13 protein-coding genes are annotated in these 13,488 nt (G+C 35.1%); 2 read left to right on the top strand and 11 right to left on the bottom strand.

Features of this window, described 5'->3' with window-relative positions; all coding sequences use genetic code 11:
• Window positions 1–73 precede the first annotated feature (73 nt).
• The 11 genes from B6A10_RS11925 to rsfS all read right to left on the bottom strand — a co-directional run bounded on the left by B6A10_RS11925 (window position 74) and on the right by rsfS (window position 11,121).
• Window positions 74–823, bottom strand: coding sequence for a shikimate dehydrogenase family protein (locus B6A10_RS11925; protein ID WP_188221055.1), 750 nt, complete (start codon window positions 821–823; stop codon window positions 74–76).
• Window positions 823–2,220 carry a tetratricopeptide repeat protein gene (locus B6A10_RS11920; RefSeq protein WP_055092985.1) on the bottom strand — a complete coding sequence of 466 codons (1,398 nt, stop codon included), beginning with the start codon at window positions 2,218–2,220 and terminating at the stop codon, window positions 823–825. Before B6A10_RS11920 ends, B6A10_RS11925 begins: the two co-directional genes overlap by 1 nt.
• Window positions 2,221–2,335: 115 nt before the next feature.
• Window positions 2,336–3,529, bottom strand: a complete 1,194-nt coding sequence (locus tag B6A10_RS11915) for an aspartate aminotransferase family protein (RefSeq protein WP_188221054.1) — start codon at window positions 3,527–3,529, stop codon at window positions 2,336–2,338.
• A gap of 169 nt (window positions 3,530–3,698) precedes the next feature.
• The gene (locus tag B6A10_RS11910) at window positions 3,699–5,330 is read right to left on the bottom strand and encodes an OstA-like protein (RefSeq protein ID WP_188221053.1); all 1,632 of its coding nucleotides are present in this window, start codon (window positions 5,328–5,330) and stop codon (window positions 3,699–3,701) included.
• A 178-nt stretch (window positions 5,331–5,508) separates the two neighbouring features.
• A complete protein-coding gene (locus tag B6A10_RS11905; RefSeq protein WP_188221052.1) occupies window positions 5,509–6,285 on the bottom strand; it encodes a superoxide dismutase in 777 nt (258 codons plus the stop codon).
• Between the two features lie 12 nt (window positions 6,286–6,297).
• Entirely contained in the window at window positions 6,298–6,558 is a 261-nt protein-coding gene (locus tag B6A10_RS11900; RefSeq protein ID WP_026715511.1) for an acyl-CoA-binding protein, read from the bottom strand.
• A gap of 2 nt (window positions 6,559–6,560) precedes the next feature.
• A complete protein-coding gene (locus tag B6A10_RS11895) occupies window positions 6,561–7,211 on the bottom strand; it encodes a phosphatidylserine decarboxylase family protein (protein ID WP_055092615.1) in 651 nt (216 codons plus the stop codon).
• The gene (locus tag B6A10_RS11890) at window positions 7,201–8,091 is read right to left on the bottom strand and encodes a phosphatidate cytidylyltransferase (protein WP_188221051.1); all 891 of its coding nucleotides are present in this window, start codon (window positions 8,089–8,091) and stop codon (window positions 7,201–7,203) included. Before B6A10_RS11890 ends, B6A10_RS11895 begins: the two co-directional genes overlap by 11 nt.
• Before the next feature lies 1 nt (window position 8,092).
• Window positions 8,093–8,695 (bottom strand): lactate utilization protein B/C, encoded by a 603-nt coding sequence (locus tag B6A10_RS11885; RefSeq protein ID WP_188221050.1) that lies wholly within the window; start codon window positions 8,693–8,695, stop codon window positions 8,093–8,095.
• A gap of 110 nt (window positions 8,696–8,805) precedes the next feature.
• Entirely contained in the window at window positions 8,806–10,731 is a 1,926-nt protein-coding gene (gene ftsH, locus B6A10_RS11880) for an ATP-dependent zinc metalloprotease FtsH (protein WP_188221049.1), read from the bottom strand.
• A gap of 18 nt (window positions 10,732–10,749) precedes the next feature.
• Entirely contained in the window at window positions 10,750–11,121 is a 372-nt protein-coding gene (gene rsfS / locus B6A10_RS11875; RefSeq protein ID WP_026715516.1) for a ribosome silencing factor, read from the bottom strand.
• Between the two features lie 96 nt (window positions 11,122–11,217).
• Here rsfS and B6A10_RS11870 point away from each other — a divergent pair, with 96 nt between their 5' ends.
• Complete coding sequence (locus B6A10_RS11870; protein WP_188221048.1) at window positions 11,218–11,946, top strand: biotin--[acetyl-CoA-carboxylase] ligase; 729 nt, start codon at window positions 11,218–11,220, stop codon at window positions 11,944–11,946.
• A gap of 384 nt (window positions 11,947–12,330) precedes the next feature.
• Window positions 12,331–13,488: sodium:solute symporter family transporter (locus tag B6A10_RS11865; protein ID WP_188221047.1), on the top strand; the 1,158-nt coding region annotated here is incomplete at its 3' end.

The following is a 13,488-nucleotide window of genomic DNA, read 5'->3' as shown; positions in this document are numbered from 1 at the left end:
ATCGCGGTTTTTTAATGTTAAATCCTCGATTGTACCCGAATTTGATAATAATAAATTGTTATCTTTTTATTTTTTATTTATTCCAGATTTCCCAGGCTTTTTCGGCCTGAAAAATAAGCATATCTAAGCCGTTTTTAATTTGTGCGCCACGTTCTTTGGCATTTTTTAAAAATTGGGTTTCAGCCGGATTGTAAATCAAATCGTAAGCGATATGTTTGTCAGTAAAGAATTCATAAGGAATCTCAGGACAGGCTTCAATATTTGGGCTTGTACCTATTGGTGTCGAATTGATAATGATTTGGTATTCTTGAAAAATATCGGAATTCAGCTGACTATAATCGATGGCTTTTTCAGATGCTTTTCGGGAAACAAAGGTGTATCCAATTCCTAATTCTTCCAAGGCAAAAGCAACTCCTTTAGAAGCGCCTCCGGTTCCCAGAATTAAGGCTTTTTTATGATGCGGTTGTAATAAAGGTTTTAAGGATTTTAGGAATCCAAAATAATCGGTGTTGTAACCTTTTAATTTTCCTTTTTTAGTGAATTTAATGGTGTTTACAGCTCCAATTTTAGTGGCCTTTTTAGATAATTTGTCTAAAAAAGGAATTACTTCTTCTTTGTATGGAATGGTAACATTCATCCCGCTTAGATTTTCAGTATTTTTAATGATATCAGGAAATGCACCGATTTCCTGAATATCAAAGTTTTCGTAGGTGTAGCCCTGGTATTTTTCGTTTTCGAATTTTTTTGTAAAATGTCCTTTAGAAAAGGAATAACTGATATTGCGCCCCAGTAGCCCGAAGCGCTTTTTAGAATTTTGGGTCATTATTGTTTATTGTGTTTTTCGATATAATTTTGCACCATTTTTTGCTCCCAAACTACCGGAAATAAATCTTCAATCAGGACATAGTTGTCAAAATTCAGACGAAGCGCATTGCTTAAGTGAATTTTAGCTTTTCGATCATCATTAATCATAAAATATAGACCGGATAAACGGTATTCGATTTCGCTTTCTTCCGGAAAATAATCGGTGGCTTCTAATAAGGTGTGAATAGCCGTTTCAAATTCGCCTAAAAATTGTAAAATATCAACCCAAAACAACCAGGTGTCAATTTCGGTATCTCCAAATTCTACTGCTTTTCGATAGCCAAATTCAGCTTCTTCAAAAAAGTTCATCTGTTTGTTGATAGTTGCATATCTTTTCCAGTACAAGCGATTTTGATTGTCGATAGCCAATGCTTTATTGACATAAAACAAAGCTTTTTGGAAGTTTTGCTCACGCAAATAAAAATCGGTAATGGCAATCCAACCTTTGTCCAATAACGGATCTTCGTGAACGGTTTGATTGTAAAATTTCAATGCCTCAGCTTTGTGTCCCAGTTTTTCATGGCATTTTCCTATTCGAAGCAAGGCATAAGAAGTTGCGTCTTCTAATTCGATAGTTCTATTGTAACTTTCGATGGCTTCTTCTAATTTGCCTAAACGCTCCAGCGCTTTGGCTTTTTCCATGAAAGCACCTAAAAATTCATCATCAATTAAAGTGGCGTAGTCAAAAGCGCGAATGGCATTTTCGTAATCTTTTAGTCCGTAATGCAAACGGCCTTTTTGGTGCCAGGCAATTTCGCTGTACGGATTTTTTTCAATATACTCGTCTAAGAATTTTATGGCTTCTTCGTTTTGGTCTAAAAATTCAAAGCAATACACGACATTGTACAAGGCAGACTGATCTTCGATATCTTCTTCCAGACATTTGATAAAACTTTCCTTGGCCATTTCCAGATTGTCCATAAAGAGGTATTCCATCCCGATTAAATTATACACATCGGCATAATCATCGGTGTATTGTAAAGCAATTTTTAACAATTCAACGGCTTTTTCATGTTGGTCTCTTTTAGAACAGATATTTGCCTTTTGAATGTAAATTTCTTCATTGTGCGGCTCAATGGCATATAGTTCGTTAAGTAATTTCTCGGCTATATCCAATTTGTCATCATAAACCAGCATTTCTACCTGAACCAGTTTTAAACCTGTAGATTTAGGGTGTTGGTCTAATGCTAATTTAAGTGCTTTTTTCGCTAAAGCGGCCTTACCGCTGTCGAGATAATGAAGTATGATTTCTTCAAATTCTTCAGAGTCAAAAAAGAGTACTTTGTTGGTTTTCAACATCGACTCAAATTTGGATAGCGATAAGTTATAATCTTCTTCTTCGTTGCTTAGTTGCATACTGTCTGTTTTTAGAATTTGACCTAGCTTAAAGTTAGGCATCCTTAGGGTTATTTTTGAAGAAAAAAATGATTTATTGTGAACAATTTAATTAACAAAATGGGGAAGTATGGTGTTATTTTTTTTGGGAAGCCAATACTTCATCCATCACTTCGAGCATTATAGCGCATCCTTCACGTATTTCTTCTTTAGAAATGGTTAAAGGAGGGGTAATTCTGATGGCGCATCCTTCAAAAAGGAGCCAGAATAATATAAGTCCTTTGTCCTGACATTTTAAAATCACTTCATTCGTGATTGAGGCGTCTGCGGTCATTGCAGCCAGCATCAATCCTTTTCCTCTAATTTCCTGTATCAAAGGGTGTACCAAAAGTGATCTGAAGAGCTTTTCTTTTTCTAAAGCTTCTTCCATTAAATTGGTTTCAGTTAATTCTTTCAAAGTAGCTAAACAGGCTGCCGCAATGACAGGATGTCCGCCAAAGGTGGTGATATGACCCAGTTTTGGATTCTCAGTTAATAAATCCATCATCGCCGATGAAGCAGTAAAAGCACCTACCGGCATTCCACCCCCCATTCCTTTTCCCATGGCAATAATATCAGGGACAATGTCGTAATTTTGGAAACCAAATAATTTTCCGGTTCTTCCAAAACCCGGTTGGATTTCGTCCAAAATTAACAAAGCACCTACTTCAGTACAACGGGCGCGCACTTTTTTCAGGAAATCGTTGTGTGGTTCAATAAATCCGGCACCTCCCTGAATGGTTTCCAGTAAAACTCCGGCGGTTTTGGTTGTGATTTTTTCTAAATCGGCTTCATTATTGAAGGTGATAAAATCGACATCGGGAATTAAAGGGCGAAAGGCTTGTTTGCGTTCTTCAAATCCCATGACGCTCATCGAACCCATGGTATTGCCATGATAAGCATTATAGCAGGAAATCCATTGGCTTCTGCCGGTTACTCTTCGGGCTAATTTTAAAGAACCTTCAATTGCTTCCGTTCCGGAATTGACTAAATAAGTTTTGTCCAAAGGAGCGGGCAGGAGCGAAGCCATCAATTTGCAATATTCCACTGCCGGACTTTGCGAATATTCGCCATAAACCATAACGTGCGAATATTTGTCCAATTGATCTTTAATCGCCTGATTGACACGTGGTGGCTGATGTCCTAAAGTACAAGCCGAAACGCCGGCAACAAAATCAAGGTATTTTTTATTATTGGTGCCGTAGATATAAGAACCAATGGCATGTGAAACTTCCATGCCCAATGGGTAAGGTGAAGTTTGTGCCTGGTATTTTAAGAAGTCGTTATTCACGTTATTTTTACCGCAAAGTTTGCAAAGATTTTCGCAAAGTTCAGGGAGTTTTTATTTTAATTATTATTTTTTTAAAATATTTTCAAGAAGAAACAAAAATTATTTTTTAATAACAAAGTTCACAGAGTTTTATAAATCTGAAATCTGCTTTCTGCTGCCTGTAATCTGATTACTTCTTTTTCTTCTTTTTGTCGTAATTGAGTGTTTCTTTTCTGACTTCCATTGGGACGTTTGGTTTGGCTTCGTCCTTTTTAGTTTCCTCAATCATTTTCTCGTTGTATAGATTTTCTTCTTCCGGAAAAATATCATCTTTGGATTTAATTCGTTCATCAGCGCGCCATTTAAATCCTCTGAATTTTCGGTCGTGTTCGTCCAATTCTTCTTCGGGATAAATATCGCCATCCACCTGTTGGAAAAAAGTAATGGTTTCGATAGTGTTTTTGTCAAAAAGAATATTGATTTTACTGCTTACATTTTTGTTAATTCCAATGAGTTCTTTGTCATCATTACGCATATAATAAATAACTTCGGCGTTTTTGATGATGTCCACATCGTGGAGTTTTCCTTCTTCAAATTTCCCAAAGAGATTCATTCCTTTGATTTGATTATAGCCCGTTCCGAGTGTGTCTTTGGAAATAATAAAGGTGTTGTTGAGGACTTTGAGCGAGTCCAGTTTTTGTGTTTTTTGATTGCCAATGAGATGCATTATATCTCCGGTTATCTGGCTTTCACCATTCCAGAGAATTGGATTTCCGATGAGTTTTGTCAAAGCGGTTTTAGTGCTGGAGTGAATCGAATCGCATTTTCCGCTCATATCGGTTTTATAAAAACGAACATTGTTGAAAGCACGAATTATTCGGTCGCCTTCTTTTCCGGTAACCATCAGTTTTTTTCCGTGAATATAAACCGAATCGTTTTCAACAAAATTGATAGCTACGGCTCTTTTAGTAACAAACATCGAATCTTTTTTCTGGAAAACTTCGGCATAATGTCCTTTTACGATGCCTTTGTTGATTGAATCTGTAATTTTTACATTTCGCGTAGCCGAGGCAAATTCTTTGTTTCGGTCGTAATACAAACTGTCGCCTTCTATGAGTCGGTCGTCGTATTTGATATAGGATTTTCGAAGAAAATGAGACAGGTTTTTCTTGGTGTCATAAAAACCTTTTTCGGTATAAATGTAGTTGTTTTTACTGGTGATTGTTGAAGGACCAAAGAGATAGGAGTGTCCCGAATTGCTGTAATAATCCAAATGATTGGACTTGATAACGTATTTTGGATTGGTAATCGTTACCGCGGTTAAAAACTGGAATTTTCTTTCGGCAACATAATATTTTCCGGAGTTACTTTCCAGTGTGTTTTCGTTGTTGGTAATGACTCCTTTGGTATTGTAAAAAGCTTCCTGAGTATTGCGGTCAAAATTAATAGTGTCCGTTTTTAAGGTTGCATTAGGCGAACTTAAAACGGCATCTCCGGTGGCGAATGCTTTTTTTACATTTCCATTGTATTCGGCATATTTGCTGTTTAGATAAAGGGTGTCTCCCTGAACCAATTGTACATTTCCAAAAGCTTTGATGTAATTTTCTTTTTGAAAATAATAGGCTTTGTTACAAGTTAGTACTGCTCCGTCATGATTGACCACTACATTCCCGGTAAGTAAAAAGGCATCGGGCATTTCGGTCTGATTAACATCGGCAAAATCAGAATGCTCAATAATTATTTTTTTAGGAGCTTGTGCTTTTACTTGTAGTGAAGTAATTAAAAACAAGCTAAAACAGATGAAAAATAGCGATTTATTCAAGGGTGTATATTTTTGTCAAATTTATGAAAAAGGAAACAAACCCAATAAATATTACTATTTATTTATGATTTTGGAAACAGCAACTTTTATGAAAGTTTATGAGATAATAGCATAAAAAAAACCAACGCATACTAAGTTTTGTACGTGTTGGCTTTTTTAATTTATTTCGAAAAAGGAATTAATATTTCCTTAAAAAGGCATTGCGGTAATTTTCATCTACTTTTTCCCAATTGATTACGTTAAAAAAGGAATCGATGTACGTTCTTCTTCGGTATTGGTAGCCTAAATAATAGGCGTGTTCCCAAAGGTCTAAGGCTAAAATAGGCGTTCCCGGTACAGCGGCATTTCTCATTAGCGGATTATCCTGATTTTGTGAACTGGTAATTTTGAGTTTACCGGTTTTATCTACAATCAGCCAAACCCAGGCAGAGCCAAATTGTTGGGTAGCTTCCTGAATAAAAGCGGTTTTGAAATCTTTAAAAGAACCAAAATCTCTGTTGATTGCAGCAGCGATAGTGTCTTTAGGGTTTCCTCCGGTATTAGGAGCCATGGATTTCCAATACAATGAATGGTTGTAAAAACCTCCGGCATTGTTTCTTAATTCCATATCGTTGACATCCAGTTTAGCCAGAATTTCTTCGATAGACATGTTTTCGTATTCTGTACCTGCAATGGCTTCATTCAGATTATTAGTGTATGACAAATAATGCTTAGAATAGTGTACTTCTAATGTTAAAGGCGAAACGGTTGGAGCCAGGGCATCGTAAGAATACGGTAATTTGTCTAATAAAAAAGAACCAGGATTAGCTTTTACATCATCCGGAAAACCAATAGTTACTTTTTCCTGAGCTGTAGGAAGCGGTACTTCAACAACTTCGGTTAGTTTTTTGTTGTTGCATGAAATTAAGAGACTAAAAAAAAATAAACTTGTTAATGGAAAGAAAAGTTTTTTCATAAAAAGTTATTTTCAAAGAGAATTAATGATTTCGATATAGTTTTCTTTGGCCTCATCGGCAGTAAGATGGCTTATTTGCATCCAGGCATTGGTTTTAAAAGCGTCTCTTAAATGAAAATTAGAAGTTTGTCTGATTTCCATTGAACCAATAGTTGCCTGTTTGTAAAAAGCATAAAGTCTTAACTGAACATCCTGAGGTAAAGATGCCTGAGTCATTTTGGAAGCTTTTTCTACGGCTTCGTTAAATCTTGTATCTAAATCTTTTTCGGTCATTATTATTTTGTTGCAATAATGGTTTTTCCTCCAATAGCTTTTTGGTTTAAAACTACGTTTATTGGTGTACCTAAAGGTAAGAATAAATCCACTCTTGAACCAAATTTTATAAAACCGGCGTCAGTTCCCTGCACTACCTGCATACCTTCTTCGGCGTAGTTAACAATTCGTCGGGCTAAAGCTCCTGCAATTTGGCGGTATAAAACGGCTCCGAAAGTTTTGTTTTCTACCACTACGGTTGTTCTTTCGTTTTCTTCGCTGGCTTTTGGATGCCAGGCAACTAAAAATTTACCCGGATGGTATTTGCTGAATTTTACAATTCCGCTCATCGCATAACGGGTTACGTGAACGTTGATAGGTGACATAAAGATAGAAACCTGCAAACGTTTGTCCTTAAAATATTCACCTTCGTAAACTTCTTCGATAACGACCACTTTTCCGTCAACCGGAGCAAGAATTTGATTTTCGTTGATAACAACAGTTCTTTTTGGGTTTCTAAAGAATTGTAAAATGATAATCAAAACTAAAAAAGCAAAGATTTGCAATCCTTTTTTTAACCAAAAGATATCAGTTAAATTGTCAGAAATTAATAAAACTATAGCAGTAAAAATAATTGCTAATAAGATGCTTTTGGTTCCTTCTTTATGAAACATAATTTAAAATTTGATAAAATAAAAATATTATTGGTGCTACAAATATAACACTATCTAGTCTATCTAGCACACCTCCGTGACCCGGCATGATGTTTCCGCTGTCTTTTACACCGGCAATTCGTTTGAATTTAGATTCAATTAAATCGCCAATAGTTCCAAAAACGCCCACAATAGCAGCAATGGAAGTCCATATTAATATGGATTGTTGGCTAAATTCAGGTTTCGCCTGAATGTAATATTTGGAAATTAAATAACCTGCTACAATGGCAAAAATAATTCCGCCGGCAAAACCTTCAATCGTTTTTTTCGGTGAAATGCGTTCCAATAATTTATGTTTTCCAATGGATTTTCCAACGATATAAGCAAAAGTATCATTAGTCCAGATTAAAAGGAATAATCCAATGATGATTTTTGGGTTGTAATCTTTGATACCAAATGAAATTTTAGTGATAAACACAAATGGAAGTGTGATGTAGCCAAATAAATATAAGTATTTAGAAGAAGTACTTATTTTTTGAACATTGTCATAAAAAAGAAACAGGATGCATTTTACCGAAACTACCAGTGTAGTAGCTAATAAAATGATGTTAAGCTGTTGAATGTTTAGTGTGATTTCAATATTAGTTCCTAAATATTGATTGATAGTATCGGTCGTTAATTGGTTATAATGACTAATTAGCGTAATACTGCAATAGAGTAGTGCTCCCACAATTAAGGGAAGTATTTTGTTGAGCTGAGTCAGATTGCAAAATTCAGCGATAGCAATAAGCAGAAAAATACCAAACAGTATAAAAAAACTTTCGGTGGAGTATAATATAGAAGCTAATAATAAAACGATATAGACAGCTCCTGAAATTGATCTTTTTAGAGTTTCATTCATTTTAAAGATCTTCTAAAAGCAATAAATAAAGATTTTTAGCAGAACTGCCGTATTGGGTAAAGTCTTCTTCTTTTGCTTTCTCAAAATATTTTATAGCGGTAATATTGGTAGGATAATCTCTTTCGTATTTCTTTTTGATGGCGCTAAGTCCGTCACTTTTCATAGCCAAAATTTGGCTGGTTGTGGCCAAAACAACGATGTTAGTTGGTAATTCGTTAGGCTTGTGTTGTTTAATTTGTTTGGAGGAAAAAAGAATAGATCCTTCTTCAGCAATTAAATTTTCGCAACTGGATAATAAGAATTTTGGTTTGGAAGGATTGGTGTGTGGAAGTTTATTTTCGTCCAAAAGCCCGTAAAGTTTAGGGTCGTAACATAATACTTCGCTTTCAAACCAGTCGTTTTCTTCTAAAATATTTTCAAATTGGTCTTTTACTTCTTCGTTGTTTTCACAGTATAAAAATTTCCCCCCGTTTTTTTTGAAATTATAGATAAATCGTTCATCAACAGAAATATTGTTTTCAGGGAAAAAGTTAGTGCTCTGACTTTCTTTTTCCTCTTCTGAAGATGAATTACTAGATCCAAAAAGTTTTCTAAAAAGACTCATATTTTGTTAGGTACTTGATATATTATTTGTAACCGTCCAAAGATAAAAAAATCTTAATTCAAAACGGGATTTTGAATTAAGATTTTAAATAATTTATATTAAAAGCCTTATTAAGAGACTCTTTCTTCCAGATTTTTGTCAAAGTTTCTTTTTCCAAAAATTGTTTCTAAATCGTCTTTGAAAATTACTTCTTTTTCGATAAGAATATCAGCTAATTGGTTCAGTTTGTCTTTGTTTTCTTCCAGAATCTGAATGGCTCTTTGGTATTGGTTTTCAATAAGTAAAGAAATTTCTTTGTCTATAATTTGAGCGGTTTCATCCGAGTAAGGCTTAGAGAAATTGTACTCACTTTGTCCGGTAGAATCATAGTAAGTAACGTTTCCTATTTTGTCATTCAAACCATAAACGGTTACCATTGCGCGCGCCTGACGGGTTACTTTTTCTAAGTCGCTTAAAGCTCCTGTAGATATTTTATTGAATGTAACTTTTTCGGCAGCACGACCTCCCATTGTAGCGCACATTTCATCTAGCATTTGATCGGTGCGAACAATTTGGCGTTCTTCCGGTAAATACCAGGCAGCACCTAAACTTTGTCCGCGAGGAACAATAGTTACTTTGATAAGCGGAGCAGCATGTTCTAGCATCCAACTTACTGTAGCGTGACCCGCTTCGTGAATTGCGATTGCTTTTTTCTCTTCAGGAGTGATGATTTTATTTTTCTTTTCCAAACCTCCAACAATACGGTCAACAGCATCAAGGAAATCCTGTTTGTCAACAGCAGTTTTGTTGTTTCGGGCAGCAATTAAAGCGGCTTCGTTACATACGTTAGCAATATCAGCACCAGAGAACCCCGGAGTTTGTTTAGCTAAAAAGTCAAGATCTAAACCTTCTACTTTTTTCAAAGGAGCAAGGTGAACTTTAAAAATTTCGGCACGTTCACGAACGTCCGGTAAGTCAACAAAAATTTGTCTGTCAAAACGTCCGGCACGCATCAAAGCTTTGTCTAAAACATCGGCTCTGTTTGTCGCTGCTAAAACTATTACACTGGAATTAGAACCAAAACCGTCCATTTCCGTTAATAATTGGTTTAAGGTGTTTTCTCTTTCGTCATTTCCACCGGAGAAATTATTTTTTCCTCTGGCGCGACCTACGGCGTCAATTTCGTCAATAAAAATGATAGCAGGCGATTTTTCCTTGGCTTGTTTGAACAAATCACGAACTCTGGAAGCTCCAACTCCTACAAACATTTCCACGAAATCAGAACCTGATAGTGAGAAAAACGGAACCTGAGCTTCACCGGCAACGGCTTTGGCTAACAAAGTTTTTCCTGTTCCCGGAGGTCCAACTAATAGAGCTCCTTTAGGGATTTTTCCTCCAAGATTGGTATATTTTTCAGGGTTTTTCAGGAATTCAACGATTTCCTGAATTTCTTCTTTAGCACCTTCCAGTCCGGCTACATCTTTAAAAGTAGTTTTAACATCGGTTTTTTCGTCAAAAAGTTTTGCTTTTGATTTTCCAATGCTAAAAATTTGTCCGCCTCCTCCGGCACCGCCACCGGACATTTTACGCATGATAAAAATCCACACCGCAATGATGATGATTACCGGAAGTAAACTAATAATGATATCCGACCAGTTGCTGGATTCTTTAAAATCATAATCAACCAGTTTTTTCTCTGCTTTAGCCTGATCCAGTTTTTCCTGAAAAGATTTTAAATCACCAAATTTTGTGGTGTAATGTGGTCCTTTGTTAGGTCGGTCAAAGATGTCTTTGGCTACTTTTTTATTGGCAGGATCTTTTAAGCCTTTGTCAGAAAGGTAGATTTCAGCATCTTTATTATTGAAAATAATTACATTTTTTATTTCTCCTTTAGCTAACATATTGTCTATGTTAGAGGATTTTAGCTGAGCCGGTTCCTGTAAGTTAGAACTGCCGGTTATAAAGCTTATGAACAAGAAAATAAGCAAAATGGCAGTATATACTAACCACGGACTTATTCTAAATTTGTTAGGATTTGGATTATTATCTTTTGCCATTATTTTTTATCTTTCTTTTTAGTATTTGTTTGCAATTGTAGTAATTTTTGCATCTCCCCACAAACTTTCGATATTATAATATTCTCTGATTTGTTTTTGGAAAACATGAACTACGATGTTTACATAGTCCATAAGTACCCATTCGGCATTGTCAGTACCTTCAACATGCCAGGGTTTGTCTTTAATTTCTTTTGAAACGATTTTTTGGATGGAGTTAACAATGGCGTTAACCTGAGTATTTGAGTTTCCGTTGCAGATAACAAAATAGTCGCAAACTGCGCTATCAATTTCTCTAAGGTCGAGAATATCTATGTCATTTCCTTTTACTTCTTCTATTCCTTTGATAATGTTTGCCAATAAAGCATCATTATTTACAGTCTTTTTTGCCATGAATTGTTTTTATAATAAGTTTGTAAAGTTACCATTTTTTGTGATTATTTTTGAACCTTAACATAATATTAAAAAATGTTACAAAAATAATTGCTAATGAAACTAATCAAACTCGATGCCATAGATTCTACAAATGATTTTCTGAAAGCTTTATCGGGTTCTCAGGAATTGGAAAATTTTACTGTGGTTACTGCCGAAAATCAAACTAAGGGCAAAGGACAAATGGGAGCTGTTTGGAATTCTGAAAAGTATAAAAACCTAATAATGAGTGTTTTTGTGAAAGGTTTTATTACCAATGCAGATGAGGCTTATCTGTTGAATATTGCAACGGCCTTGTCGGTAATTGAAGCTTTGAAAAAAAACAATATTAAGAATTTGAGTATTAAATGGCCAAACGACATTATGTCAGCTAATTCCAAAATTGCTGGCATTTTGATTGAAAATAGTTTTAAAAGTGACGGTTCTGTTTTTACAATTATTGGAATTGGTTTGAATGTAAATCAAACCGATTTTACGGATTTACCCAAAGCGTCTTCGATGGCAGTTGTGGCTAATGCTATTTTTGATAAAGAAGAAATTTTGAATTTAATAGTTCAGGAATTAAAGACTAATCTGGAGCTTATAAAATTAAGTGCAACTACTTTATGGGATCATTATATGAGTTTGCTTTTTAAGCTCGGACTCCCCATGCCGTTTAAAACTCAGGATGAAAAAACCTTTATGGGAATTATAAAAGGAGTTTCGGCTGCGGGGAAATTAATTGTTCTTTTAGAAGATGATCATTTAGTTGAATATGGACTAAAAGAGATTCAAATGCTGTATTAAAATGCATAAAAATTAAAGAATAGAGATTCTGATTACTTTTGTTGTAGAAAAAAATGACTACTTTTTACAGTGGTTAAAGTGTTGTTTTTTAATGTTTTAACGGCTTTGTTTTTTATAAATGTTGTTTTTACATTTAAAAAAATGATGGAAATAAGTATTTTTATTTTACTTTTGGATTTCATTTTTCGTAAAAAATGTTTAATAATAAAACAGATGCATGATTTTATAATGAGAATTTTAACGAAATTCGGAAGCTTTGAAATGAAGCTTTTTATTATTCATAAAAGGCTAATTTAAAGGTTTGTTTTGAGTAGGAATAATAAATAAAACGCGAACAATTTAACATCTATCAACTAATATTAATCAACTAAAAATTATTTTCTTATGAGCTCAAGTCTCGAATTTGCAGATTATGCAGTATTTATAATTTACTTTTTAATTGTATCCATCTACGGATACATCGTTTACCGCAAGCGTGAACAAAACGAACACGATGCTAAGGCGTATTTCTTAGCCGAAGGAACATTGACCTGGTGGGCCATTGGAGCTTCGTTAATTGCTTCTAACATTTCAGCAGAACAATTTATCGGGATGAGTGGAGAAGGTTTCTTCTTAGGAATTGCCGTTGCTGCTTATGAGTGGATTGCAGCGATTGCTTTGATTATCATTGCGATTTGGTTTATTCCGGTTTATTTGAAAAACAAGATTTACACCATGCCACAATTCTTAACCACCCGTTATAATGAAACTACGGCTTTGATTATGGCAGTTTTCTGGTTGTTCTTGTATGTTTTTGTAAACTTAACTTCTATTTTATACTTAGGAGCCGTTGCCATTAACGGATTAGCAGGAGGTGATTACCTTCATGTGATCATGTTAGGATTGGCTGTTTTTGCTTTGATTATCTCTTTGGGAGGTATGAAAGTGGTAGCTTATACCGACGTTATTCAGGTTGCTGTATTGATTATTGGAGGTTTAGTAACTTCTTATATTGCATTAACAACAGTAGGGGAATATTTTGGTGTTGGAAAAGATGCCATAGCCGGATTCAACGTATTGATGCAGGAAGCTCCGGAGCATTTCAAAATGATTATTCCACGTCCAACAGCGACTTCTACACAATTAGAAATTGATAAATATTTGACATTCCCTGGAGTTTTATCTTATTTAGCAGGTATCTGGATTATCAATCTGAACTATTGGGGATGTAACCAATACATCACACAAAGAGCCCTTGGAGCTGATTTACAAACAGCCCGTACAGGAATTTTATTCGCTGGTTTATTGAAATTATTAATGCCTGTAATTGTAATGTTGCCAGGTATTGCGGCTTATGTGTTGTACCAAGGAGGTCATTTACCACAATTAGTTGGAGGAAAAGACGGAGCTTACTCAGCGATGTTAACATTCTTGCCAACAGGTTTAAAGGGACTTTCGGTTGCGGCTTTAACAGCAGCTATCGTGGCTTCTTTAGCTGGAAAAGTAAACAGTATTTCTACAATTTATACTTTAGATGTTCATAAAAAATACATTCAAAAAGGG

This window comes from Flavobacterium pokkalii (assembly GCF_014596575.1).
In the GTDB taxonomy this organism is placed as follows: Bacteria; Bacteroidota; Bacteroidia; order Flavobacteriales; family Flavobacteriaceae; genus Flavobacterium; species Flavobacterium pokkalii.
The sequence above is the reverse complement of the archived record's forward strand: the minus strand, read 5'-3'. Positions and strand labels throughout refer to the sequence as shown.

What these genes read in the sequence shown, in the direction of transcription:
- B6A10_RS11925 (WP_188221055.1), bottom strand. Translation starts at nt 823, where the DNA reads ATGACCCAAAATTCTAAAAAGCGCTTCGGGCTACTGGGGCGCAATATC.
- B6A10_RS11920 (WP_055092985.1), bottom strand. Translation starts at nt 2,220, where the DNA reads ATGCAACTAAGCAACGAAGAAGAAGATTATAACTTATCGCTATCCAAA.
- B6A10_RS11905 (WP_188221052.1), bottom strand. Translation starts at nt 6,285, where the DNA reads ATGAAAAAACTTTTCTTTCCATTAACAAGTTTATTTTTTTTTAGTCTC.
- B6A10_RS11900 (WP_026715511.1), bottom strand. Translation starts at nt 6,558, where the DNA reads ATGACCGAAAAAGATTTAGATACAAGATTTAACGAAGCCGTAGAAAAA.
- B6A10_RS11895 (WP_055092615.1), bottom strand. Translation starts at nt 7,211, where the DNA reads ATGTTTCATAAAGAAGGAACCAAAAGCATCTTATTAGCAATTATTTTT.
- B6A10_RS11890 (WP_188221051.1), bottom strand. Translation starts at nt 8,091, where the DNA reads ATGAATGAAACTCTAAAAAGATCAATTTCAGGAGCTGTCTATATCGTT.
- B6A10_RS11885 (WP_188221050.1), bottom strand. Translation starts at nt 8,695, where the DNA reads ATGAGTCTTTTTAGAAAACTTTTTGGATCTAGTAATTCATCTTCAGAA.
- ftsH (WP_188221049.1), bottom strand. Translation starts at nt 10,731, where the DNA reads ATGGCAAAAGATAATAATCCAAATCCTAACAAATTTAGAATAAGTCCG.
- rsfS (WP_026715516.1), bottom strand. Translation starts at nt 11,121, where the DNA reads ATGGCAAAAAAGACTGTAAATAATGATGCTTTATTGGCAAACATTATC.
- B6A10_RS11870 (WP_188221048.1), top strand. Translation starts at nt 11,218, where the DNA reads ATGAAACTAATCAAACTCGATGCCATAGATTCTACAAATGATTTTCTG.